This is a genomic window from Viridibacillus sp. NPDC096237 (genome assembly GCF_050278625.1).
Lineage (GTDB): Bacteria > Bacillota > Bacilli > Bacillales_A > Planococcaceae > Viridibacillus.
The window spans coordinates 161,989-187,372 of record NZ_JBNNTI010000002.1; the positions used below are offsets into that span (position 1 = coordinate 161,989).

The following is a 25,384-nucleotide window of genomic DNA, read 5'->3' on the forward strand; positions in this document are numbered from 1 at the left end:
TAGTTATTGTGTATAGAGTATTTAGCGAAAGTTTTTGTAGATAACAAATTTTCGAACAAAATAATTCAAGGGGGTTAGCTCAAAGATGGAATTTTCAACGAGATTACAGCAATTGCCGAAACAGTTTTTCGCAACATTAGTACAAAAAGTAGGTGCCGCAGTGGCGGAAGGTAGAGATGTCATCAATTTAGGACAAGGTAATCCCGACCAGCCAACACCTCCACATATTGTAAAAGCTATGCAGGATGCTGTTACTAATCCGCAAGCTCATAAATACTCACCATTCCGTGGCTTACCTGAATTTAAGGAAGCAATTGCTGCATTTTATGCGCGAGAATACGGTGTTGAAATTGATGCAAATACGGAAGTAGCCATACTTTTCGGCACGAAAATTGGCGTAGTCGAATTACCTTTAGCTATTATGAACCCTGGAGATTCAATGCTACTCCCAGACCCTGGTTATCCAGACTATTGGTCAGGTGTGGCACTAGCTGAAGTCAAGTTCGATACACTTCCGCTACTACCTGAAAACAACTTCCTACCTGATTACACAACTGTGTCAGATGAGGTAAAAAATCGTTCGAAACTAATGTATTTAAATTATCCAAACAACCCAACTGGAGCTGTTGCGAATTTATCATTTTTTGATGAAACTGTGCAGTTCGCAAAAGATAACGATATTGCCATAATGCATGACTTTGCATACGGAGCAATTGGCTTTGATGGTGAAAAACCAGTGAGTTTTTTACAAGCTGACGGAGCTAAAGACGTTGGCGTTGAGCTATATACTTTATCAAAAACATATAATATGGCCGGATGGCGTATTGGCTTTGCAGTTGGTAACGCCAAACTGATTGAAGCATTAAATTTAGTACAAGATCATCTATTTGTCAGCATTTTCCCTGCAGTGCAAGAGGCTGGCATTGCCGCACTTACTAACCCACAAGATTGCGTAACCGAGTTAGTGGCTATGTATGAAAGCCGCCGAAACGCATTAAACGTTGCTTGCGAACGTATTGGCTGGGCTGTGAAAGCACCAAAGGGGTCATTCTTTGCATGGCTTCCTGTACCAGAAGGTTATACAAGTGAAGAATTTGCTGATTTATTACTTGAAAAAGCTGATGTAGCAGTTGCTGCTGGTAATGGTTTTGGAGAATACGGAGAAGGGTACGTACGTGTAGGCCTGCTTGTTGATGAGGACAGGCTTCATGAAGCGATAAAACGTATCTCTAAACTAAATTTATTTTAAGAAATCACATTAAACAAATTGCCTAATAAAAAATGCTCAGCAAATCTGCTGAGCATTTAAAATTATGAAATTACCCCTAGTTCTTTACCTACTTTTTCATAAGTAGCTAAAGCCTCATCTAGCATTTCTTTTGTATGTGCGGCAGTTGGCATGTTACGCACGCGTCCAGTGCCTTTTGGTACAGTTGGGAAGACGATTGATTTAGCGTATACGCCTTCTTCAAAAAGACGAGCAGAAAATGCTTGAGTTAGTTTTTCGTCACCTATGATACATGGTGTAATCGGTGTTTCAGATGCTCCGATATTAAATCCAAGTTTTTTCAGACCTGCTTTTAAATAATCACCATTTTCCCATAGTTGATCACAAAGATCCGTTGAATCAATTAGCATTTGAACTGCCGCAGTAATTGCAGCAACATCACCTGGTGGTAAAGCTGTTGAGAATAAAAATGGACGTGAACGTACTTTTAACCAATCGATTAAATTCTTCTTACCTGCTACGTAACCACCTACTACACCGATTGCTTTAGACAGTGTACCGATTTGGAAGTCAATTTCTTTTTCTAAGCCGAAATGCTTCACTGTACCTTTACCTTTACCCGTAACACCTGATCCATGAGCATCATCTACATATGTAATAAGATCAAATTCTTTCGCAATTTCTACGATTTTAGGAAGTTTAGCGATATCTCCATCCATTGAAAATACACCGTCAGTGATGACCATCACTTTATTGTATAAGCCTGATTCAGTCGCTGCTTTTGCTTTAGCACGTAAATCATCCATGTCAGAGTGGTTAAACGCAATAATTTTTGCTTTTGATAAGCGGCAGCCATCAATAATAGATGCGTGATTCAATTGATCAGAAAGGATAGCATCATTTTTGTCCATAACAGCAGAAATAGCTGCCATATTACAGTTAAAGCCTGATTGGTATGAAATGGCTGCTTCAGTACCTTTGAATTCCGCTAGTTTCGCTTCTAATTTAACGTGAAGATCGAGTGTTCCATTGATTGTGCGGACTGCCCCAGCACCTACACCGTATTTTTCGATTGCTTCTTGAGCAATTTTCTTTAAGTTATCATTTGTTGCCAAGCCAAGATAGTTATTTGAAGATAGGTTGACCAAATTTTTGCCACGCACTTGAATAACTGAACCGTTAGGGCCTTCTACTGGATCTATTTCGTTGTATAAGCCTTGGTCGCGCAGTTGTTGCAAGTTGTCATCTACGAATGTGTTCAGTATGTTTGACAAGAATATCATCCTTTCAATTTCCGATAAAAATATTGTAGCATACTTCCATAATTATTTGTACATCTGAAAAGAACCGTTATAAATAATAAGATAAAAATCATTGAAATTACTACATATACTGTCCTTACAAGAAATACAGTTGTACACTCAGAAAAATTAGAATACTTATTTTCTTGTTGTATCTTGGTGAAAATGGTGCCTCATCAGTGTATTTTAATAAGTAATATCATCATTCTAGATTAATAAAAAATGAGCAGACAATTGTCTACTCATTTTCTACTTATTTCGTTAACTCTGAAAATGTTACTTGTTCTTCACCCATACATCTCAACAATAACTTACGATTGTACGCGAGTGAAAACTGCACAATAGGTCCTAGACCGAATGCCATAAGGACCGTACCAAGACCAACAGGACCACCAAGTAACCATCCTGCTACTGCAACAGTTACTTCCATAATTGTACGCGCTTTAGTAATACTTAGACCTAGCTTGTCCACAGCTAAAAGCATTAAGCTATCACGAGGACCAGCACCTAAATTTGTTGAAATGTACATTCCGCCACCTATACCTAGTAAAACAATACCTATAATGAAGCTAAAAAATTGTAATGCTAAATGATCCACATCAGGTAATAACCAGTTGAAGAAGTCAATGAATATACCGATGCTCAGCATATTGATAAAGGTACCTATTTTAGGTAATTGCCGAGTGCCAATTGCTGTAATACCTATAATAATAAGGCCTGTAATAATCGACCAGCTACCAATGGAAAAACCAAAGTTTTTGAATAGACCTATATGCAGCACATCCCATGAGCCTACCCCAAAGGTTTGTCCTTTAATTGTTAATGAAACACCGAGTGCAATGACGATAAGCCCCATCATAAAAAACACCCAGCGCAAACTATTTATTTTATTCACAAAAATCCTTCTTTCTACAGAAAAATGAAAAGCCCTCTACGCAAGAAGCATAAAGCGGCTTTTCAATGATAACTAAACTATTATAACAAAATACGGCCCTATTTAAAATACAACTATCCTAGATTTATATAATAGAGGCGAATTTAGCATTAATGACTTTTGCTAAGTCTGCTGGTTGAATGCAAATTTGCATACCTATTTTCCCAGCGCTAACAAAGATATGATCAATCGATTTAGCAGATTCATCTATGAAGGTTGAAAACAACTTTTTCATACCAATAGGTGAACAGCCACCTCTGATATATCCTGTAGTTGGCAATAAGTCTTTAACATGTAGCATTTCTATTTTCTTTTCTCCAACAGCCTTTGCAGCAGCCTTCAGATTGAGTTCTGCTGCTACTGGAATGACAAAAACGTAAAATTTTCCTTTGCCAGCAGTAGCAATAAGTGTTTTAAAAACATTCTCGACAGGTTGTCCAATTTTACCTGCAACTGTAATGCCATCGACTTGACCATCTGTAATTCCATATTCTGTCAGTGAGTATGGCACTTTTTTTTGATCTAATAAGCGGACTGCATTTGTTTTTTGTACTTTTGCATTTTTAGCCAAAACATTCACTTCTCCTAAGCAATACGATAAAAGCTAGGCTTTGTCACTCTAAATCCTGATTTCCCCATCTGTACATGATATGAATAACGAGAAATTGCTCGATCGAATAGACGCTGTTTAAGCCTTTGCTCTAATGTTTGTGTTAAATTTGTTACTTGCCCAAATTGATTAGTAGAATTTTCTGTTGTAACTTGTTGATTTACTTCGGTGATTTGATCACGATTTCGCTGGATTATCTCAGTTGCACCTTCAGCATTGCGTATATCTTCCTTCATAGGTTCCGACGTCTGTTCCATGTTATCCCTTGCTTTAGCACGGAATTGCTGATCCTTTTGTTGAAGCTCACGAATAGCAGCTTGGACTTCCGGCTGATGTTGTTTTTCCTTTTTACCCGTAAGCAAGTCCATTAGCTCTTCCAAAGCTGGATTCGACTTTGGTTGGAAATACTGTGCTGTTTTACGATAAGCATCTCCTGCATTCTTTTGCCTAAGAGTTCGTTTACGATTTTCAATTTCTGTATACTGATTGTTTAGTAGAGCAGCTAATTTCATGCAAATCACCTCTTTTCTAATATCATTATAGTTAAAACTATTTTAACACCGTTGTCTGAAAATTCAAAAGGTCATTATTCTCAAATATTTACAATATTTATTGGTAAAAAATACCCATTTATTCGTCTTTTGTTCCTAAAAGTTTCTTCAGTGCCTCTGCCATTGCATTGTTTTGTGGTTGATCATCTTGTTTTTTCATGTACTTTTGGACTTCTTTTTTAGAAACTTTTGTATTGCCAGTTTCCTTCTTACGCTTCTCAAATACAGACAATTTCTCACGATGGCCACATGAGCAAACGAAAATGCGTCCTTCTCCTTCACCACGAAGTTCCAATTTCTTATGACAAACTGGACAACGTGCATTCGTCACCATTGATACTTTTTTCTTGTGGCCGCAAGTTCGATCTTGGCAAACAAGCATTTTACCGCGTTTACCATTTACCTCAAGTAATAATTTCCCACAATCAGGACATCTTTTCCCTGTAACATTATCATGCTTGAACTTTTGATCGCTCTTTTTAATATCACTAACAGCCTTTTTAGAAAAATTAACCATGTTGTTAATGAAATCGCCTTTCTTTGCTGATCCTTTTGCAATTTTAGTTAATTGTTGTTCCCACTCAGCAGTTAAAGCAGGTGATTTTAGATCTGTTGGTACTAACTCTAATAACTGACGACCTTTGGAAGTAGCATAAAGGTCCTTCCCTTTTTTCTCAATCAAAAATGAATTAAATAACTTCTCAATAATATCAGCACGGGTTGCAACGGTACCGATACCACCTGTTTCGTTTAATGTTTTAATTAAATCCTTCGATTCGCCACTCATAAATTGGGATGGATTTTCCATTGCTGCAAGTAATGTTCCTTCATTGAAATAAGCTGGTGGCTTTGTATCCCCTTGTGTCATAGCGATGGCACGGATAGCGATTCTATCACCTTTAGTGTAGCTTGGTAGTGAACGCTCATCTGTGTCGTCATCATCATCTTGTTGATAAACACGTTTCCAGCCTTCATCACGAATTGTACGACCTTTTACTTTAAATACTTCATTGCCAACAGCTAACGTAACCGTTGTTTGATCATATTGAAATGGACCAAAGAAGACAGCTAAAAAACGTTTGACGATTAAATCGTATAGACGACGTTCTTTATCAGACAAATCTTGTAACATAGCCACTTCTTCAGTTGGGATGATAGCATGGTGGTCAGATACTTTTGCATTATCAATAACACCCTTTTGTGGTTGCACTGAATTATTACGCAATAAAAGATTCGCTGCAGCTCGGTTATCCCCAACAGCTGATGCTTTAATACGATCTTTTAAAGTGCTCTTCATATCATCCGTTAAATGCTTTGAATCCGTACGTGGATACGTAACAATCTTATGACGCTCATAAAGATTTTGCAGCGTTGAAAGTGTTTCTTTTGCAGACCAACTCCAGCGTTTGTGTGCTTCTTTTTGTAATTCAGTCAAATCAAATAATGTTGGAGCAGATTGACGTTTTGGGGAAGTTTGAATATCTTGAATAACCCCTTCAGTAACAGTATCTAATGTTTTTAGTAATTGTTCTATTTTATCCTTTTGGAAAGACTGTGATTGGTTATTTTGGCGGTCAAACCAAGTGAATTTTGTATCGTTTGTATGTGCTTGTAAGCCATAATACGTTTTTGGCTTAAAGTTTTTAATTTGTTGTTCACGTTCAGCAATCATTGCTAGAGTAGGTGTTTGTACACGACCTGTTGATAATTGCGCATTATATTTTACCGTTAAAGCACGTGTTGCGTTAATACCAACAACCCAGTCCGCTTCAGCACGAGCGACAGCTGCCTCATATAAATGTTCATAAGAACGACCGTCTTTTAAATTTTTGAAGCCATCTTTAATAGCTTTATCCGTCACTGATGAAATCCATAAACGTTTAACCGGTTTACGACATTTAGCTTTTTCTAGTATCCAACGAGCTACTAACTCCCCTTCACGTCCCGCATCTGTCGCAATAATAATTTGATTAACGTCTTGTCGCATCAATTGTGCTTTCACAGAATTGTATTGCTTGGTAGTTTGACGAATAGGTACGAGTTTAAATGGATTCGGTAAAATAGGCAAATCTTCCATTTTCCACTCTTTAAACTTTTGATCGTACTGTTCTGGATCTGCATGAGTAACTAAGTGGCCAAGTGCCCAAGTAACGATATATTGTGGCCCCTCAAGAAAGCCATTTCCTTTTTTCGTGCATCCTAATACACGCGCGATATCACGTGCTACAGATGGTTTTTCTGCTAAAACTAAGCTTTTTTCCATATAAATTCTTATCTCCTTATTTTAACGTTTGTAATTGTTCACGTAATACACGGTCAATAATTTCATGCGTAATTTTGTCTGGCAGCATAATGCAATGGTAGGATATCCCTTCAAGCAATCCATACAATCGGATGACTTCTACATCAATATCCAAATCTTCTCTTGCTTCTTTTAAGAAAATTAGCAATTCTAGCATCGTTCTCAGCATTTGATAGGAGTTTTCTAAAAGCTCCTGACATTTTGCACGAATAGCTTCATCTGCTAATGCTTTGGATGAAAACGATAGCCAAACCTCCATTTCTAATTTTCTATCTTCATCTAACGGCAAAAACTGCCGTAAGACTTCTAGTATATCGTCTGTTGTTGGACCCTTGCCAAATAAACGCATCACTTCAATCCGTTCATCCGATTTTTTTTGAATAAGTTCCATCGAATAAATTAGCAAATCACTTTGTGTTGAAAAATAGTGTCTTAAAGAGCCGACAGAAAGATTCGCTTCTTGTGCCACATTACGTACACTCGCATTTTCAAGTCCTTCCCTGCGAATAACTGACCAAGTTGCTTGAGCAATTTTTTCTCTTTGTATTTCAAATTTATTAATCTTTTCCATAATCTAATCATAACACATTTGATTTTTCCAATACATTCGTATTACTTTTCCGATACAGTCGTATTGTTTTTTGGTAAAGGAGATTTTTATATGCTTATTACAACAATTGAAGGGATTACTAGAAGAAAATTAAGGGAGTAATTGTAACATCCAAAATATTGGACATGATATTCTTGGCTCTTAATAGGAACTTGGGTGAGAAAATTAAATCGCATACAAAAATGGCGAAAACAGCACTTAAAGATACAACGATAAGTTTTTGTACATACGGTACAGCAATGAAATTTATATAAACTAAAAAGGAGTGGCAAAAGCCACTCCTTTTAGTGTTGGTCGATTGGTTCTTTTGGAAGATCATTACTTAGTTCGCAGTACTTCCCGAATACTCGTACTAATTCTTGTAATCGCTCAAGAACATTTTCATCGATAATGTTGTTATCTTTATCAAAGTGACTAGTATGTGTGTATACGTAGTTTGGAGTTACGAGTGCACGGAAGTAGTCGAGGATTGGTTTTAGTTGATTTTCTACAACTAAGTGATGTTGTTGTGTACCACCATTGGCTACAATTGAAACCGGTTTGTAGCGCATAGCTTTAGGATGTAGAAAATCAAATGTATTTTTTAATACTCCTGGAATTGATCCTTGGAAAATAGGTGTAGCTAAAATATAGCCGTCTGCTTCCTCGAATTTTTTCACCAGTGTTTTCATATCATTATTATATTGTTCAAATGGACGACCATCGACAAATTGATGTTCGAAGTCAGCTAGATGTAATAGTTCAAGCTCTAGGCTACCATCAAATTCTTTAATATATATCTCTATTTGTTTTAAAATTGCACCCGTTTTTCTTCCGATAATTGTACCGTCTACAAGTAAGATCTTCATAGATGTTACCTCCAATTCAAAATTCCTATCATTATTGTAACAAATGCAGATTCGATATATAAGGTGACAGGCACGATTTCGACACAATTTCAGTCTTTAGACGGAACAGAAAACTCATTCTTCGCCAAAACAAACTAAGCCATCATGCATTAGTAAGGTATTTTACTATATTTTGGTATTACCATTTAATCTCATCCATAGTTTATGGATTTTGCTGCTCATTGTTTAGTGGTTTATCTATTTTTTCCTCTTCTAGTATTTCTGTTTCAATGAAAATGCCTTGACGTTTTTCCCAATTAAAAACGGGTTCTTCATCGATTATTTCTTCATGTAGGTCAACTAATACATTTGACTTATCCATCATTAAAATTTCTGCAGAATCAAATACTCTGATTTTTTGTTTTGTATTATAAATGGCAACAGTATACATCGCTTTCGCTAATTTACTTGCAGAAATTGCACGGTATTTTCTAAGTGGACCAATGAATACAGGTTTCAAGATATTCATCGATACTCCGCCAATTTTTTCTGCTAGGCGTGGCTCCTCACGATCCCCCATTAATAATGACGGTCTAAAAATCGATAATTGAGGCAACTCTAGTGCGATTAAATTATGCTCCATTTTTCCTTTTACTTGATTGTAGTAGAATTTAGAATCTTCATTCGCTCCCATAGCAGAAATAACAAGTACATGTGGAATTCCACATTTTTTTGCAATCGATGCGATATTCACTGGATACTCAAGATCCACTCTTTCAAACATAGCCTTTGACCCTGCTTTTTTACGTGTAGTACCTAGGCAGCAGTAAAGTTCATGTGCAAATTTGAAATCTGTCTCTTCTAATTGATCGAACTGACGAATTTTCATTACAAGTTTAGGATGTTCAAAATTTAATTTGCGGCGAGCAATTACTGTAATCTCAGCGTACTCTTCACTCTCACAAAGGACTGCAACAAGTTCCTGTCCCGTCAAACCGGTTGCTCCAACGACAATTGCTGAACGCATCAACATAATTGTTCACGACCTTTCTTAAACTATATACCGTCCAAGAAAACGGATAGTTTAGCCTATGTATCTAACATTCTATTGATTTTACAGACATAATCATAAATTTTTCACCATAAGGTAGATAGATAAGTTGAAAGGATGGGATTTAAATGACTCATAACCAAACAGAAAATTATTCTAAAAAAACGATTGCATTTGCAGTTGAAGCTTCATCAAATAATGACCTATACCCTGTTGAAAGAATCGCAACACTTGTAAAGATGTTCAACGATGAAAAAATTCTAATTTTCATTAAGCAACCATCTGAGTTAGCCCTGAAAAAGCTAGCAGCGACGGGAATAGAACCGATTTCTTACCGCGATCAAAAACAGTTGCTTCAATATATATCTAAATTAAAACCTGATTTACTTGTACGCGATGGTATTAATACAGAGCTTGAAGATACAGAGAAATTAAAAGAAGTTGTTCCCGCTCTCGTGCATTTTGATGATTTTGGTGAGGGGGGTAAAGCAGCCGATTGCGTATTACACACACTTTATAGAGAAATCCGTGAAAAGGTAGACCCTCATTATTTAACAGGTCCCTCTTCATTTGTTGTACCTGAAACAATTGCAGCCATTACTACTATTGAAGATGAAGGAGAACGGCCTCATATTGTGGTTGCATATGAAGGCAGTGATCCAGAAAATTTAACGTATCGAACAATGCGCCACTTAATGCAACTACAAATTCCTGTACGTATCTCTGTATTAGTGGATCCTTCGTACGGACATGATATTGATGAATTGAAAATGATGGCTTTAAGCCGTAGGAATATTACCGTAATCCATGCGGATGATATGCTTGAAACTCTCCTTTCTCAAGCGCAAATCGTCATTTGTGCAGCAAGTTATACCCCTTATAAGGTTGCAGTTATAGGCATCCCTTGTATCGTTATCTCGCAAAATGAAACAGAAATCATGCATGCATTCCCTCGTGATCAGAACGGTTTTATTCAGCTTGGAAGTGGTCGCAAATTAAAACAATCTCACTTACAAAACGCTGTCATGGAACTACTTTTGCATGAAGCACGTCGCGACCGTGCCATTCGAAATCAAAAAAAGCTTGATCTACAAAGCAACAACCATTACATCCACTCTATGCTTACAAATTTTGCGCACAGAACACCAAAAGCACAGGCTTTTTTAGTACAAGATCACACCAAGAAAACGCCACGTATGATACAATAAGAAAAAAGCTGTGTTGAAATTTGTCACAGTTTCAGAATCAGACATCGCAATGGTCGAAAATTATATAAAGGAGTATTTTCATGCCTACTAAAGCCGAAATAGAATACCAAATATTAGAACTAAAAAGCGACTACATCCGTCAACAAGGTGACATCGAAAAACTCGATTCAGTAGGTAACGGATCAGCTGTTGAGCAGGCCGAAAAACGCCTAAAAGACATGGAGCAACAACTAGCCGAATTGAACAAACAACTCGCAGCGTTGTCATAACTGCGGGTTTTTTTTATTGTAAATGTTGATGCGGCCCTTTTAGCCCCGACAAGCACTAGAACTTTCGAATCGAAAATATCTTTTCAATTTTTTCGACCGAGAAAGTGGAAGTGACCTCGAGGGGCTGGCCGCTGAAGCTGGATATCTCATCTAAATGCCCAGGGCGCTCGTTCAGCTATGAGGTCGTTGGTAGACGGAAGCCAAAGTCGCTCTTGACTTTGAGTGCCCGGCTGAAACGACCCGAGCAGCTAGCGCCTGAAGCTGGAGATCTTTCTTAATGCTGAACACACCCACTTAAAGGAAGATAGCCTAAGTTCGCGACGTCTCTGTCGACGGCTACCTGACCAACATCCTGTTGGCCTAAAATCGAACTAATAAATATAACAAAAAATACGACTTGCCTTGTTTGCAATCATGCGATTGTAAACGAATATTTTTTTACAAAGTGCAGCTATCGTATTTTATATGGAGGACAAAAAAATGAGTATTTTAACAGTTGAAAATCTTGGCCATACATTCGGCGACCGTACGCTTTTTAAAGATGTATCGTTCCGTATTGTAGAAGGCGAACATGTTGGTCTTGTTGGAGCCAACGGTGTCGGTAAATCTACATTAATGAGCATCATCACAGGACAACTAATCCATGACCAAGGTAAAGTTGAATGGTTACCAAACACACATTACGGTTATTTGGATCAACATACTGTATTAACACCAGGTAAAACAATGCGCGAAACTTTACGCGATGCCTTTTTACCACTTTACCAAAAAGAAGCCGAAATGAACGAAATCACAGGCAAAATGGCTGAAGCAACACCTGAAGAACTTGAAGAATTATTAGAACAAATGGCAGAAATTCAAGACGCTTTAGATGCTGGAGATTTTTATACATTAGATATGAAGATTGAAGAAGTTGCACGTGGACTTGGTTTAGATGCAATCGGACTTGAGCGTGATGTAACAGCACTTTCTGGTGGTCAACGTACAAAATTATTACTTGCGAAACTTCTATTAGAGAAGCCGAAAGTTTTATTACTGGATGAGCCTACCAACTACTTGGATGAAGAGCATGTTACTTGGCTTTCAAACTACTTAAAAGGCTATCCACATGCATTCTTCTTAATTTCACATGATACAGAATTTATGAATGGCGTTGTCGATGTTATTTTCCAATTAGAATTCTCGAAACTAACTCGTTATACTGCAACTTACGAGAAGTTCCTAGAACTAGCTGAAATTAACAAACGTCAACATATCGATGCTTATGAAAAGCAACAAGAATTCATAAAAAAACAAGAAGGATTTATCGCAAAAAACAAAGCACGTTATTCTACAACTGGTCGCGCTAAATCTCGTCAAAAACAATTGGATCGAATGGAACGTATCGACCGCCCAGAAACTGCAGCAAATCCAAAATTCAGCTTTAAAGAATCACGTAGCTCAGGTCGTTACGTTGTAGAAGCTGAAAATCTGTTAATTGGCTACGACAAGGACAAGCCATTATTACCACCACTTACTTTTGAAATCGAACGTGGCGAAAAAATCGCTCTTGTTGGTATGAATGGTGTTGGTAAATCAACATTACTTAAAACAATGCTTGGCAAAGTCCAGCCTCTTGGTGGTAAAGTAACTCGCGGAGACTTCCTCTTCCCTTCTTATTTTGAACAAGAGGTTAAAGCAGGTAACATTACACCGATTGAGGACGTTTGGAATGCATATCCTAGCATGGAACAAAGCCAAGTGCGTGCCGTTCTTGCATCAACTGGTTTGAAAAATGAGCATATTTCTCGCCCATTAAGTCAACTTAGTGGTGGAGAACAAGCAAAAGTTCGTATTTGTAAATTAATGATGGATGAAAGTAACTGGATGCTATTCGATGAACCGACAAACCACTTAGACATTCATGCAAAAGAAGAACTAAAACGCGCTATGAAAGAATACAAAGGCACAATCATCCTAGTCAGCCACGAACCTGAATTTTACGAAGGCCTAGTAACAAAAGTCTGGGACGTAGCAGAATGGTTCTCAACTGGACATCAATAATTAAATGCTGAAGGCGCTCGTTTAGCTGTGAGGTCTTTGGAAGGCGGAAGCCAAAGTCGCTCTTTGACTTTGAGCGCCCGACTGAAACGACCCGAGCAGCTAGCGCCTGAAGCTGGATATCTTTCTTAATGCTGAATACGCCCACTTAAAGGAAGATAGCCTAAGTTCGCGACATCCTGTCACAACGGCTATCTGACCCACTTCCTGTGGGCCTCCGACAAGCACTGAAACTTTTGAATCGAAAACATCTTTTAGTTTTCGACCGAGAAAGTGGAAGTGACCTCGAGAGTCTGGCCGCTTCAGCTGGATATGCTAGTTAAGGTAGGCAACCTAAGTTCGCGAAGCCCTGTCGCAACGGTTGCATGACCAACATCCTGTTGGCCCAAGGCGCCCGTTTAGCTGTGAGGTCTTTGGAAGCGGAAGCCAAAGTCGCTCTTTGACTTTGAGCGCCCGACTGGAACGACCCGAGCAGCTAGCGCCGAATGTTTAATACTTCTCTAAATACTAAAACTCCGCCAAAGCGGAGTTTTTTCAAATCCTAAACAATTACCTTGATTTCATAGCTACCCCTTGAAATCAGTAACATATCGTGTGAGAATTACAATAAGGAAGGTGTTTTTATGGATTCAGACAAGAAAGCTAAAATTGTACAAAGGAAGAAAAGTAAACTAAAGAAAAATGCAATCAAACTAATCTTTTTAACTATAGGTGCACTCATCATGGCTGTTGGGTTGGAAATGGTACTCATTCCAAACAACTTAATCGATGGCGGCGTCACAGGTATTGCTATTATGGCCTCTCACCTTACAAGTCTTTCACTAGGGCTTTTCCTATTCCTCTTTAACTTACCATTTCTATATTTAGGCTATAAACAAATTGGGCGTACATTCGCCTTTTCAGTCGCTTATGGTATCGTCGTTTTATCAATTGCGACTTCATTTATGCATAATTCATCAGCATTCACAAATGATACCCTATTAGCTACAGTTCTTGGTGGTATATTACTAGGAATTGGTGTTGGGATTGCAATTCGAGCTGGCGGTTGCTTGGATGGTAGTGAAACGTTAGCCATTTTATTTAATAAAAAATTGCCCTTCTCTGTAGGACAAATAATTTTATTCATGAACTTATTTATTTTAGGTAGCGCAGGCTTAGTATTCGGTTTTGATCGTGCTATGTATTCTCTTATTTCGTATTTCATTGCATTCAAAACAATTGACCTCGTTTCTGAAGGTTTGAACCAAACGAAATCTATCTGGATTATTAGTGATGAAGCGGATGAAATAGGAGATCAAATTATGTCTCGCTTAGGTCGAGGGATCACGTATTTAAATGGACAAGGTGGCTATTCTAAGGATGATAAACAAGTGATTTTCTGTGTTATCAGCCGTTTAGAAGAAGCCAAATTAAAAAATATTGTAGAAGAAGTTGACCCATCTGCATTCCTTGCTTTCAGTAACATGACTGAAATTCAAGGCGGAAATTTTAAGAAAAAAGATGTTCACTAAATTACTCATACTTTCAAAATCCACTGGACATAATTAGTACAGTGGATTTTTTATTTTTGTACAAAATAAAATTCAAAATTTCTTCTTTAAACATTAATTTTACTTATTTTCCACATTAAAGCCATTGACTTATATATATCTTACTTGTAAGATATAAGTATAACAATCAGTATAGAAAGCGGGATAAATATATGGCTGTTACAATTTTCACTCAAACGAGCTGTACTTCATCAAAAAAGGCTTTACAGTGGTTAAAGGAAAACAACATTTCTTTCACTGAAAAAAGAATTACGTCTGATCAGTTAACATTGCCTGAATTTAAATTGATTTTAAGCATGACTGAAGATGGTACAGACGAAATTATTTCTACAAACTCTAAAGATTTCAAAAACTTAAATTGCGATATTAATCAACTTTCTATTCAAGAACTATATGATATTGTAAAAGATCATCCTAAAATGCTACGTAGCCCGATTTTAGTTGATGAAAAACGCCTACAAGTCGGCTATAATGATATGGATATTCGTCGCTTCATCCCACGCAAGGTGCGTGCTTATGAGCTTTACGAAATGCAACGTCTTTCACTAGAAGGCTGAATGAAACATTTTGGAGATGAGTAATATGAATGATGCTAGAAGAGAAAGCATTTCTTCACTTTTTGAAGTAGTTGCTTCTTTAGAGCGCAAATGGGCAAATGAGTGGAATAGCCAGAACAGTCTGGGCTTTTCTAAAACTCATATTTTAATACTAGATCTTCTAAACAACGAAGGTCCAAAACGCCCTTCTGCTATAGCTGAGAAACTTCAAGTGACAACAGGTGGCGTTACTGTGCTAACTAGCAAGCTAATTAAGGCCAACCTTGTTAAAAAGACTCAAAATGAAACAGATCGTCGTGCCTCTCAACTCGATATTACAGATACTGGTAGAGAACTCCTATCAACGGCACATCAACATGTAAATGAAATAATCGAAAAAATGTTTGGCATGCTCAGCGAAGATGAAATTCATACTCTCCGTAAGATTTTCTCTAAATGCTTATTTGGTTCATAACAACCACTAACACAAAAGTATTGTGTTAGTGGTTTTATTTTGGACAAAATAATGGTCACGTCCAATAGTTGGTTTAACATACTGTCTACCTTACAAAAATAGCTACCCAAACTTGGATAGCTATTACCTTATATATTTACCGTTTTTCAAGGCGGCGATCTCTGTTTAGATTGTCCGACTTTTGATTAACGGACAATTATTAATTAAGCAGGCATGATTGCCTCAACTGAAGATTGATCAGCCATCATCATTTCTTTTAGACGTTGTTTCGCACGGAATAAACGAGATTTAACGGTACCGATTGAAACTTTCATCAATTCTGCAATTTCAACAAGAGAGTATTGATTTACATAGAAATATACTAGTGTCGTGCGATAAATAGCATCTAGTTGACCAATTTTATCTTGCACAATTTGAGCGATTGCATCTTGCTCAATAACTTCCTCAGTAGATAGTTCATTGTTGGGAACCAAATCTAGAACAGGAACGTCTAAAGTATCAGGTTGGTTCATCATGTATTTACTGCGACGAACATTTTTGCGATAGCGGTCGCGGAAAGTGTTCATACAAATTGTAGTTAACCAAGCTTTAACGTGATCTACGTCAGCTACATAAGATTCATAACGTACAACTTTCACCCAAACTTCTTGCATCAAGTCTTCTGCCTCTGCTTTATTGCGAGTTAGTTTTAGACATAAGTGATATATATAACGGTTGTATTCCTCGTAAACTGTTTCAAGAGTTGTATTTGTATTTGTCATTGTTTTAGTATTCATTTTCATTACCTCCGATTCGTGTCTTGCTTTGTTAAACCTATTGTCGCAAAAACAAACCTTTCACTCTATCGGATTCTCTTTCAATTTTATTACATTCATGTAAGGTTAGCATATAAGTCTTGTAATCTATCTTCTAAAACGTTGATATATCAACGTTCTATACTGAAAAATTACATTACAAAAGAAAAATCCTATCCAAATTCTTGGATAGGATTTTATTCATCTTCAATTATTCTTCGTCTTTATTAGGTTCGACTGGCTTTTTGGTAATCGTTAATTTTACGATACGATTATCGTCCATTTCATTTACAACGACATGTAAATTTTCATAATTGAAGAATTCATTTTCTTCTGGAACATGAACGCATTGTTCAAGAACAAAGCCACCTAAAGTATCATGGAGTTGTGGTATATCTACTTCAAGAATTCGATTTGCCTCGACAATTTCAAGACGACCATGACAGACAAGTTTAGTTTCAGTCACTTCATAAATGAGTGATTCCTCTGCCTCATCTGATTCATCCTCGATTTCTTGTCCAATCATTTCTTCTATTATATCTTCATGCGAAATAATCCCAAGTGTCCCACCATATTCATCTAGAACTATAGCTAAATGCTTTTTCTTAGCTAACATTAGTTTGAATACTTTTTCTACACTGATATTCGATACTACAAATAACGGTTCGCGATCTATGAAATCATCAAGCGTTTTCGAAGGATCTAATGTCCATTCAATAAATTTCTTTGAGTAGAACATGCCGACAATGTCATCCATACTTTCATCATAAACCGGATAACGAGTAAACGAATATTCCAAAATCGTTTCGCGTACCTCTTCAAACGTTGAATGGATAGATAGTCCGACAACTTCTGTTCTATGAGTACCGAGAACATCAGATACATCTTTATCAGGAAAATCCATAACACCTTTAAGACGCTCTGATTCATCGAAAGCAAATGTTCCTTCTGTAGAAGCAATGTCTACCATCGTTCGAAGCTCTTCTTTCGTCAGTATCGCTTCTTTCACTGCCCCATTTGAAATGATTTGGATAAAAGTATTCGTAAAGCTTTGGATAATCCAAGTAATTGGTCGCAGAATTTGTACTAGCAAAGCAATGATTGGGGCTACCATATAAGCAATACGATCTGCAAATGTAACAGCGATTGTCTTTGGAAGAACCTCTCCAAATATAATGATAATGACTGTCAAAACTGTTGTAGCTATTGAAAGTTGCCAACCATGTCTAAGTGCAATGATAGTTAAAAACGTTGGTAGTAGTATATTCGCTATGTTATTACCAATTAAAATCGTTGTAATCATGCGGTCCGGATGCGAAATGAGCAAAAACAGTTTTTCAGACATGCGATCTCCTTGCTCAGCACGCAACTGGACCTTCATCCTATTAATAGCTGTTAACGCTGTTTCGCTTCCTGAAAAGAAAAATGACGCCATCAAACATATGATTAAACCTATAAACTCCAACTAAACTTCCTCCTGTTAATAAACGAATTCCCTATATTTTTATATAGATAATATACCATATTATTGATATTCTACCTCTCTTCAAGTGTGCCTTTCTAAATAATTGTAGGGATATGCTATAATTATTTTTATTATCGAATATTTCGAAATGAGGGATAATTATGAATAGTATAGACCGATATTTCACTACCAAACGCGAAGAACATTTAGAAGAATTAAAACAATTTTTAGCTATTCCTAGTATTAGTTCTTTATCTGAATACAAAGAAGATATGAAAACAGCCGCTTCCTTTTTAGGAGATGCTATGAAAAAAGTTGGCTTAGAAAACATAACAATTAATGAAACTGGTGGCCACCCCGCCGTCACTGCAGATTGGTTACACGCTAAAGGCAAACCAACTGTTTTAGTATATGGTCATTATGATGTACAACCTGTTGACCCTTTAAACCTATGGGATAGCGAGCCGTTTAAGCCTGAGATTCGCGACAATATTTTATATGCACGTGGATCAAGTGACGATAAAGGGCAAGTGTTCATGCATATTAAAGTCATTGAAGCTTTAATGCAAATAAAAGGTGAGCTACCCGTTAACGTGAAATTTTTAATCGAAGGTGAAGAAGAAATCGGTAGTAAAAACTTACCAGCTTTCGTTGAGAAGCATAAAGATTACCTAACAGCAGATTTAGTTTTAATTTCAGATACAGGCCTTTACGCTCCCGGGAAACCAGCAGTTTGCTATGCTTTGCGTGGATTAACTGGCGTACAAATAGATATTCGCGGAGCTAAAGGTGACCTACATTCTGGACTTTATGGAGGCGGTGTACAAAATCCAATACATGCCTTGGCGGATATTTTGACATCCTTCCATGATGAAGATGGCACTATCTCAGTAGAAGGCTTTTATGATAATGTTCTTCCACTGACTGACGAAGAACGTGCAGCGTTTCGTGCTTTAGACTTTGACGAAGAAGGTCTCAAAGAAGAAATTGGTGTGAGCGAATTATTCGGCGAAAAAGGATACTCATATCTAGAACATACATGGGCGCGCCCAACACTAGAAGTAAATGGCGTATTTGGCGGTTTCTCTGGAGAAGGTATTAAGACGGTTTTGCCTGCAGAAGCCGGTGCAAAAGTAACTTGTCGCCTTGTTCCTAATCAAGACCCTGAAGAAATCGTAGAAAAACTACGTGCACATATCGCTACTCACAAGCCAGCTGGTGTTGAAATTACAGTTACTGAATTTGATAAAGGTAAGCCATTCATTACACCAATGAATCATCCACTAATTCAAGCTGCTGGCCGATCTTACGAAAAAATATATAATACACCTACAGCATATATTCGTGGTGGTGGTTCAATTCCAATCGTCGCGGCATTTGATGAAATTCTAGGAACGCCAGTAATCCTGATGGGCTTCGGACTTTCAACCGAAAACTTCCATGCACCAAATGAGCACTTCCATCTAGAAAATTACGACAAAGGACTTCGCGTCATCTGCGACTACTACTATGAAGTAGCTGCAATTGATAAGGATACCCTATAAGTAAGAAATTATATTAATCCGCTCCTTTTAATATATAGGGGCGGTTTTTTGATGAGAAAAATCGACATAACCTGAAATTAGTACTTAATTCGCATTACTTGAACCCCTCTTTTGCATTGCTTAAAATCGCATTTAACCTACTCATCTCTCCTTTTGCGTCATTCGAGCTCTGATTTAACCTATTCGCTCTCTTTTGCGTTACTCGAGCTCTCATTTATCCTATTCATCTCTCCTTTTGTGTCACTCGAGCTCTCATTTATCCTACTCATCTCTCCTTTTGCGTCATTCGAGCTCTCATTTAACCTACTCATCTCTCCTTTTGCGTCATTCGAGCGCTCATTTAACCTACTCATCTCTCCTTTTGCGTCATTCGAGCGCTCATTTATCCTATTCGCTCTCTTTTGCGTCACTCGAGCGCTCATTTAACCTACTCATCTCTCCTTTTGCGTCATTCGAGCTCTCATTTAACCTACTCGCTCTCTTTTGCGTCATTCGAGCGCTCATTTATCCTACTCGCTCTCTTTTGCGTCACTCGAGCTCTCATTTAACCTACTCGCCTCTCCTTTTGTGTCATTCGAGCTCTCATTTAACCTACTCGCCTCTCCTTTTGCGTCATTCGAGCTCTGATTTAACCTATTCGCTCTCTTTTGTGTCTTTCGAGCTCTCATTTAACCTATTCATTAAATTCCTAACATCTCATCTGATCCTTGAATCAAAGAAATCCCACATACGTTTAGTTAACGAATGTGGGATCTCTGATACCATAGAAGAACTATGGTTCGTATATAATTCTATTCTCCAAAAATCGTTACAATTTCTGTTGCTAATTTACGTGGTTTATCTTTTGGTACAAGATCGTAGTAACCTAACTGTAACATGGCTATAATGCGTTCACCGGGTTTAATGCCCATTGGCTCGCGGAATTTTGGATTATCTAGCCAAGCAGGAGTTTTCCAGCATGCACCGATTCCTTTATCCCATGCAAGTAATTGCATATTTTGTATGAAGCTACTTGCTGCAGCAAAGTCTTCTAAACGTTCTTTTTGTCGAGCATCTTCTGGAACGGCTACAAATGCATAGGCACCTGGTAATGAGAATTTACTCATTTTACTTTGAAGTTCATCTTCAGTAAGCTCTTTCCAGTTCGGTACAACGAACTCACGAATAAGGTCTTTTAATGGTTCTAACTCGGGACCGCATGCCACAACTAAACGCCAAGGCTGACGGTTACCGTGATTAGGTGCCCATACTGCGTCATCTATTATAGACATTAAATCTTCGCGATCTATTGGTTGCCCATTAAACATTTTAATGGAACGGCGTTGTGTAATTGCCTCTTTTACGGTTAATGATTGTTCCTTCATTTCCATCACTCCTACTCTGTTAATCTTCATAATTTGGCAGTTAGTTCATCATACGAGATATGTATGCATCACTATCCACCATACCATATTCATTAAAAAAAACAAAAAATGACATCATTTAATTATAAAAAGTTCGTTTGATTGCGACCGTTATTTTTTGATTTATAAAGTGCTTGGTCGGCTGTTTCGATGAAGGCACTTACTATTTCAAATAAATGCATAGATGTCGTAGTGCCTCCGATGCTAATGGTCGCAAAATTCATATCGCTTCTGCCTTTATGTTCAAATTTAGCATTTTCAACTGAACTGCGTATTTTCTCAGCAAGTATCATCGCCTCACCCTCATCCATTTTACTAATAATGATAGCGAATTCTTCTCCACCATAACGACAAATAACACCTTTTTCTGCGACAATATCTTTCATTATATTCACTGTATGGCAAATAAGATCGTCACCTTTTAGATGACCATATGTATCGTTATATTTTTTGAATTCATCAATATCAATCATAAGTAATGTTAGTGGCCACTTGTCTTTGTAACTTTCGCGGAAACAGATTGGCAGACGGTCGTCAAAATAGCGACGATTATTAATACCGGTTAAACCGTCTAGTTCAGTCAATTGCTTCAATCGCTCATTTTTTTTCTGTAGTTCTAATGTTCTTTCATGAATCTTTTCGTCAAGTGATGTATTTAACGTCATCAATTCATTACTAAGTAATTCAGACTCATGGAATTTTTTTGCGTAATTGCGACTTAAATTGAATGCTTGCAAAATGACGTAGAAGAAAAACCCAAAAATTGAAAGCATAAGTGTATCTATTAGACCCTTTGCAAACAAATAATCGTTCAATACCGTTATGAAAAATAACAAATTCGCTATTAAATTCATTAGAGAAGTGGGTCTTTTATTTACAACAGCCCTCACTAATATAATCGTTATGAAAATCATAAGTATAAAAGCAAGGGGAAATACGGCAAAGAATAGAGGTATAAAAAAGCTTGGTGGTGTTACCCAAATTAGTAATAGTAGTGGCATGGTTATTGCCATAACTATATAAACAGTCTTCTTACCCGCTTCTTTTGGAAATAGTCGATAAATAAAGACCATATATAGAAGAACGGCACCATAGATTAATGAGTACTCTATCTTTTTTAGTAAAAACCAAGACAAATATGAGAATTGCATTTGTAAGAGCATCGGTCCTAGGAAAAGTGAATGGGTCACAATAAATAGACTCAACAAACCAAAATAAAGAAAAGGTCGTTCAGTTTTCCTATAAAAAAACACAATTATATGGTATATCCCTATAATAATTACACTGCCATTCATAAATAACAAAGCAGCTTGTTGATCTAAATGGTAATTGACTAGTGCATTCGCTTGGCCAAATAAAATATCTTTACTTGGACCACCAACAATGTCTTCAAAATCAGAAACTTGTAAAACAACCAAAATCTTCTCTGAGTTGGGAATAAAATAGCCAATTCTAGGGGTAATAGAAGGAGTAGATGTATCTTTAGAAGTACCTACAGAACCACTTGATGAAATGACCCTTCCATCGACAAATAAGGTGTAGGCGCTTGATTGGAAATCTGTAGAAAGCGCAAATGTATAACTAACCTGCTCTTTAGGAATTTGCAAATAGAAAGCAAATGTTCCGTAGCCATTATCACTCCCTAATTGATCATTCCAAGTGCTTGGTAAATATCCCTTATCTAAATTCGACGTTTTTACCCGCCTCTCTATCTCTTTATTAGATAGTATTTCTTGAGTAAAAAATAGCCATTCACCACGTAATGGAATTACGGTACTCTCTGTTAAATCTGCATTCTTGAGTACTAATAAGCCGTTTTTCATGTGGTAGTTAGTTTCATAATCGATTAATGAACAACCACTGAGGATGAATACAAATAATAGTAGTAATACACTTATTTTTCTCAATTATACTCCTCCAAAAATTTGATAATAGGTTAAAAAAGGGTTGTTTTCATAGTGGTTTTTCCTACATACTGTAAAAAAGAGTCTGGAGGATTTGGTATGTCTTATTTGACGATTTGTTATTGGCTAGTAAGTTACTTAGTCGGTACTTTCATGACTGCATGGTGGATCGGTAAATGGAAAAACATCGATTTACGTGAACACCGCAGTGGAAATTTAGGTGCTAGGAATGCTGGTGCAGTTATTGGTAAATATGCATTCTTCGCGACCTCCCTTGGCGACGGTGGCAAAGGGATACTTATTGTTTTACTCGGTTACTTTTTGAAAGAAACTCAATTCACAATTGCAGTCGCTGGAGCCCTTGTTATTATCGGACACTTATTTCCTATTTGGTTAAAGGGTAATGGAGGTAAAGGAATTGCAACATTTGTGGGTGTTGCGCTTGCTTTTAATCCCCTTCCATTTTCAGCTTTTGTAGTAGGTTTTTTAATTCCCTTTCCGTTCTTAAAAAGCGCAACATTAAGTATGATTTTTGGATATTTATGTTATATCGGATGGATTATATACAGCGGATGTTTACCAGTTGCTTGGCCAATCGTTCTTATTATTCTAATCATTCTTTACAAGCATCGCTCTGACATTATTGAGTCCTATCAAGAAAAAGCTTGGCAATCGAAAAGATAACAAAAAAGCATCAATTTAATAGCCTGCTTTTTTTGAAAACACAGCAAACCCGACCTATTATCCATTGAATAGGTCGGGTACTTTATTATATTGGTAATATAACATCTTCTATGTGAAAAAAGTAGTATTTCATATTCGGTGTATAGGCACTCGAGTCTTTATATTCCCATGGTCGATGAAAGCTATTGAATGTGTGGGCATTCACATGAGGTACACCATCTTGAATACTTGTAACGATAACAGAATGATCTATTCTTCCATCACCTTGGAAATCGAAAAAAATAACATCTCCTAGCTCTAAGTCATAGGCAGATGCAACTCGCTTTCCCCTCAGTCCCTTCTTTGAAGTTTCTAAATACCATCGCAATGAATGCGATGTACTCCAACTAAAACTCCAATTACCTCCTTTTAGCCACCAGCCCTCCGATCGGTTTGGCGATCCCCACATCGGTCCACCGCCTGCAAAAAGACATTGCGATATATAATTCGTACAATCCACCTCAAATCGCGGAAATGCTGGATTGTAGCTGTCCCACCATTTATCGGCGTAAGCGACAGCTGCTTGTCGATTGTAAACCGCTCCATCACACCTCCTTAGTCATGTATATGCCTTGCCCTTGTTGAATATCTCTGGTATTGCAAAAGATTATATACAATAGTCATCTTGTCATTTAAAGTCGTTTACACGAAAATTATCTATTTATAAAGAACCTCAAATTATTACTCAACTTATTACATTTCTATGATATTTGTCAGTGCCTTTACATTTATACAACAATTGCAATATTCCTTATTTGATTCGCCCAAAATAAGTCAAAAATTTGGTACAATGAAAACAACTTATTTATTTCTCCTATTTTACGTTTGAAAGGGTGTTTAAAATTGTCACAGCACGCAGAAAAAGAAATTGTTGAGTCGACATTATTATGCGATAAGAAGGGTAATCTAAATCCCGCTGCCATAGGATTCGCTCGAAAACCGATTATCAATAGTAATTTGAAAGGCCATTTCATGCGTAAAAAGAAATGGAATTATTGGTGTGTTTTCGGAGATGAAATTATGTTCTCTGCAACAATTAGCCATTTAGATTATGCTGCTGTTTGTTTCGTCTATTTCCTTGATTACGAAACGCAACGTTACTTTGAAAAGACGATAACAATTCCATTGGGCAATAAAGTGAAAATGCCTACAAACGTATTAGAAACTGTAAATTTCATTCATGAAGATATGAAAATCCAGCTGCTATACGCGCAAAATGAAACACAAATGACTGTCACTATACCTGATTTTGATGGCGATTTACTACATGCAGACTTAACAATCAAACACCCTGTAAACGACGACTCTCTAAATGTGGTTATCCCTTGGAATCGCCAAATATTTCAATTCACCGGAAAACACCATTCATTACCAACAAACGGTTACGTTAAAATAGGAGAAAAACGTTATAATTTTCAAGAAGAAGAGTGTTATGCAGTACTCGACTATGGTCGTGGCATTTGGCCACGTGAAGCAACTTGGAACTGGGCTATGGCTTCCCAAAAATGGAGAGATCACCGGATCGGCCTAAACTTAGGTGGTCAATGGACAGATGGTACCGGCATGACGGAAAATGCTATATTCCTAGATGGTAAAATGACTAAAATCCATGAAGATGTCATCTTCGAATACAATACAAAAGATTTTATGCAACCTTGGCATATTAATTCTAAATTCACGGATGACGTTCAACTTACTTTCACACCTTTCTTTGAACGTATCGCTACAACAAATGCCAAAGTTATAAAATCTGAAGTTCATCAAATGGTCGGCTATTTCAATGGCCACGTCCGATTAGACAGTGGCTGTTACTTACCTATCCAACAACTACTCGGCACCGCAGAAGAACATTTAGCTAAATGGTAAAAAGGACAGCCTCCTATTTGATTGAGAGGCTGTCCTTTTATTTTGAGGTACGCTAGAGATATGATGGGATGGTGGGAGTGGATTGTTTTTAGTAGCGATAATCTTTCTCCGAGTAGCGATAATCCTCCCTCGAGTAACGATAATTCTCCTGGAGTAGCGATAATTTTCCTCGAGTAGCGCTAATCTCCCCCAG

Annotated in this window: 22 protein-coding genes and 1 pseudogene; 10 read left to right on the forward strand and 13 right to left on the reverse strand. The window is 37.3% G+C overall.

The window, feature by feature from the left end; genetic code table 11:
* The first annotated feature begins 85 nt into the window (after positions 1 to 85).
* Complete coding sequence (locus ACQKMD_RS03650; protein ID WP_427749563.1) at positions 86 to 1,249, forward strand: pyridoxal phosphate-dependent aminotransferase; 1,164 nt, start codon at positions 86 to 88, stop codon at positions 1,247 to 1,249.
* 62 nt (positions 1,250 to 1,311) lie between these two features.
* Here the strand turns inward: ACQKMD_RS03650 and ACQKMD_RS03655 are convergent, their stop codons facing one another.
* The 8 genes from ACQKMD_RS03655 to ACQKMD_RS03690 form a co-directional block, all read right to left on the reverse strand.
* The gene (locus tag ACQKMD_RS03655; RefSeq protein WP_427749564.1) at positions 1,312 to 2,511 is read right to left on the reverse strand and encodes a glycine C-acetyltransferase; all 1,200 of its coding nucleotides are present in this window, start codon (positions 2,509 to 2,511) and stop codon (positions 1,312 to 1,314) included.
* A gap of 271 nt (positions 2,512 to 2,782) precedes the next feature.
* Positions 2,783 to 3,424, reverse strand: coding sequence for a YczE/YyaS/YitT family protein (locus tag ACQKMD_RS03660; protein WP_427749566.1), 642 nt, complete (start codon positions 3,422 to 3,424; stop codon positions 2,783 to 2,785).
* Positions 3,425 to 3,548: 124 nt separating this feature from the next.
* Positions 3,549 to 4,034, reverse strand: coding sequence for a Cys-tRNA(Pro) deacylase (gene ybaK, locus ACQKMD_RS03665; protein ID WP_427749568.1), 486 nt, complete (start codon positions 4,032 to 4,034; stop codon positions 3,549 to 3,551).
* 14 nt (positions 4,035 to 4,048) lie between these two features.
* Positions 4,049 to 4,585 (reverse strand): hypothetical protein, encoded by a 537-nt coding sequence (locus ACQKMD_RS03670; protein WP_427749570.1) that lies wholly within the window; start codon positions 4,583 to 4,585, stop codon positions 4,049 to 4,051.
* 118 nt (positions 4,586 to 4,703) lie between these two features.
* Positions 4,704 to 6,887, reverse strand: a complete 2,184-nt coding sequence (locus ACQKMD_RS03675; RefSeq protein WP_427749572.1) for a DNA topoisomerase III — start codon at positions 6,885 to 6,887, stop codon at positions 4,704 to 4,706.
* A gap of 16 nt (positions 6,888 to 6,903) precedes the next feature.
* On the reverse strand, positions 6,904 to 7,497 hold the full coding sequence (locus ACQKMD_RS03680) for a TetR/AcrR family transcriptional regulator (protein WP_427749574.1): 594 nt from the start codon (positions 7,495 to 7,497) through the stop codon (positions 6,904 to 6,906).
* A 323-nt stretch (positions 7,498 to 7,820) separates the two neighbouring features.
* Complete coding sequence (locus ACQKMD_RS03685) at positions 7,821 to 8,384, reverse strand: NADPH-dependent FMN reductase (protein WP_427749576.1); 564 nt, start codon at positions 8,382 to 8,384, stop codon at positions 7,821 to 7,823.
* A 202-nt stretch (positions 8,385 to 8,586) separates the two neighbouring features.
* Positions 8,587 to 9,396 carry an NAD-dependent epimerase/dehydratase family protein gene (locus ACQKMD_RS03690; RefSeq protein WP_427749578.1) on the reverse strand — a complete coding sequence of 270 codons (810 nt, stop codon included), beginning with the start codon at positions 9,394 to 9,396 and terminating at the stop codon, positions 8,587 to 8,589.
* A gap of 146 nt (positions 9,397 to 9,542) precedes the next feature.
* Between ACQKMD_RS03690 and ACQKMD_RS03695 the strand changes: the two genes are divergently transcribed.
* The 6 genes from ACQKMD_RS03695 to ACQKMD_RS03720 all read left to right on the forward strand — a co-directional run bounded on the left by ACQKMD_RS03695 (position 9,543) and on the right by ACQKMD_RS03720 (position 15,492).
* Positions 9,543 to 10,622, forward strand: a complete 1,080-nt coding sequence (locus ACQKMD_RS03695; RefSeq protein WP_427749580.1) for a PseG/SpsG family protein — start codon at positions 9,543 to 9,545, stop codon at positions 10,620 to 10,622.
* 80 nt (positions 10,623 to 10,702) lie between these two features.
* Complete coding sequence (locus tag ACQKMD_RS03700) at positions 10,703 to 10,891, forward strand: SE1832 family protein (RefSeq protein ID WP_427749582.1); 189 nt, start codon at positions 10,703 to 10,705, stop codon at positions 10,889 to 10,891.
* Between the two features lie 480 nt (positions 10,892 to 11,371).
* Positions 11,372 to 12,934: an ABC-F family ATP-binding cassette domain-containing protein gene (locus tag ACQKMD_RS03705; protein ID WP_427749584.1), complete on the forward strand. Its 1,563-nt coding sequence runs from the start codon at positions 11,372 to 11,374 to the stop codon at positions 12,932 to 12,934.
* Positions 12,935 to 13,554: 620 nt separating this feature from the next.
* On the forward strand, positions 13,555 to 14,442 hold the full coding sequence (locus tag ACQKMD_RS03710) for a YitT family protein (RefSeq protein ID WP_427749585.1): 888 nt from the start codon (positions 13,555 to 13,557) through the stop codon (positions 14,440 to 14,442).
* A gap of 191 nt (positions 14,443 to 14,633) precedes the next feature.
* Positions 14,634 to 15,038, forward strand: coding sequence for a transcriptional regulator Spx (gene spx, locus ACQKMD_RS03715; RefSeq protein WP_053417987.1), 405 nt, complete (start codon positions 14,634 to 14,636; stop codon positions 15,036 to 15,038).
* A 25-nt stretch (positions 15,039 to 15,063) separates the two neighbouring features.
* The gene (locus ACQKMD_RS03720) at positions 15,064 to 15,492 is read left to right on the forward strand and encodes a MarR family winged helix-turn-helix transcriptional regulator (protein WP_427749587.1); all 429 of its coding nucleotides are present in this window, start codon (positions 15,064 to 15,066) and stop codon (positions 15,490 to 15,492) included.
* Between the two features lie 203 nt (positions 15,493 to 15,695).
* Here the strand turns inward: ACQKMD_RS03720 and ACQKMD_RS03725 are convergent, their stop codons facing one another.
* Positions 15,696 to 16,268, reverse strand: coding sequence for an RNA polymerase sigma factor (locus tag ACQKMD_RS03725; protein WP_427749589.1), 573 nt, complete (start codon positions 16,266 to 16,268; stop codon positions 15,696 to 15,698).
* 229 nt (positions 16,269 to 16,497) lie between these two features.
* The gene (locus ACQKMD_RS03730; RefSeq protein ID WP_427749591.1) at positions 16,498 to 17,751 is read right to left on the reverse strand and encodes a hemolysin family protein; all 1,254 of its coding nucleotides are present in this window, start codon (positions 17,749 to 17,751) and stop codon (positions 16,498 to 16,500) included.
* Positions 17,752 to 17,912: 161 nt separating this feature from the next.
* Here ACQKMD_RS03730 and ACQKMD_RS03735 point away from each other — a divergent pair, with 161 nt between their 5' ends.
* Positions 17,913 to 19,295, forward strand: a complete 1,383-nt coding sequence (locus tag ACQKMD_RS03735) for a dipeptidase (RefSeq protein WP_427749592.1) — start codon at positions 17,913 to 17,915, stop codon at positions 19,293 to 19,295.
* 791 nt (positions 19,296 to 20,086) lie between these two features.
* Here the strand turns inward: ACQKMD_RS03735 and ACQKMD_RS03740 are convergent.
* Both ACQKMD_RS03740 and ACQKMD_RS03745 read right to left on the reverse strand, forming a co-directional pair.
* Positions 20,087 to 20,659 carry a nitroreductase family protein gene (locus ACQKMD_RS03740; protein WP_427749596.1) on the reverse strand — a complete coding sequence of 191 codons (573 nt, stop codon included), beginning with the start codon at positions 20,657 to 20,659 and terminating at the stop codon, positions 20,087 to 20,089.
* A 122-nt stretch (positions 20,660 to 20,781) separates the two neighbouring features.
* Entirely contained in the window at positions 20,782 to 22,605 is a 1,824-nt protein-coding gene (locus tag ACQKMD_RS03745; protein ID WP_427749598.1) for a sensor domain-containing diguanylate cyclase, read from the reverse strand.
* A gap of 96 nt (positions 22,606 to 22,701) precedes the next feature.
* On the opposite strand from ACQKMD_RS03745, the gene ACQKMD_RS03750 reads away from it, so the two are divergent.
* A complete protein-coding gene (locus tag ACQKMD_RS03750; RefSeq protein ID WP_427749600.1) occupies positions 22,702 to 23,286 on the forward strand; it encodes a glycerol-3-phosphate acyltransferase in 585 nt (194 codons plus the stop codon).
* Between the two features lie 85 nt (positions 23,287 to 23,371).
* Here ACQKMD_RS03750 and ACQKMD_RS03755 read toward each other — a convergent pair.
* A pseudogene (locus tag ACQKMD_RS03755) lies at positions 23,372 to 23,863 on the reverse strand (amidase domain-containing protein); the annotation flags it as partial.
* A 305-nt stretch (positions 23,864 to 24,168) separates the two neighbouring features.
* Between ACQKMD_RS03755 and ACQKMD_RS03760 the strand changes: the two are divergent.
* Entirely contained in the window at positions 24,169 to 25,191 is a 1,023-nt protein-coding gene (locus ACQKMD_RS03760; protein WP_427749602.1) for a DUF2804 domain-containing protein, read from the forward strand.
* The last annotated feature ends 193 nt before the right edge of the window (positions 25,192 to 25,384 follow it).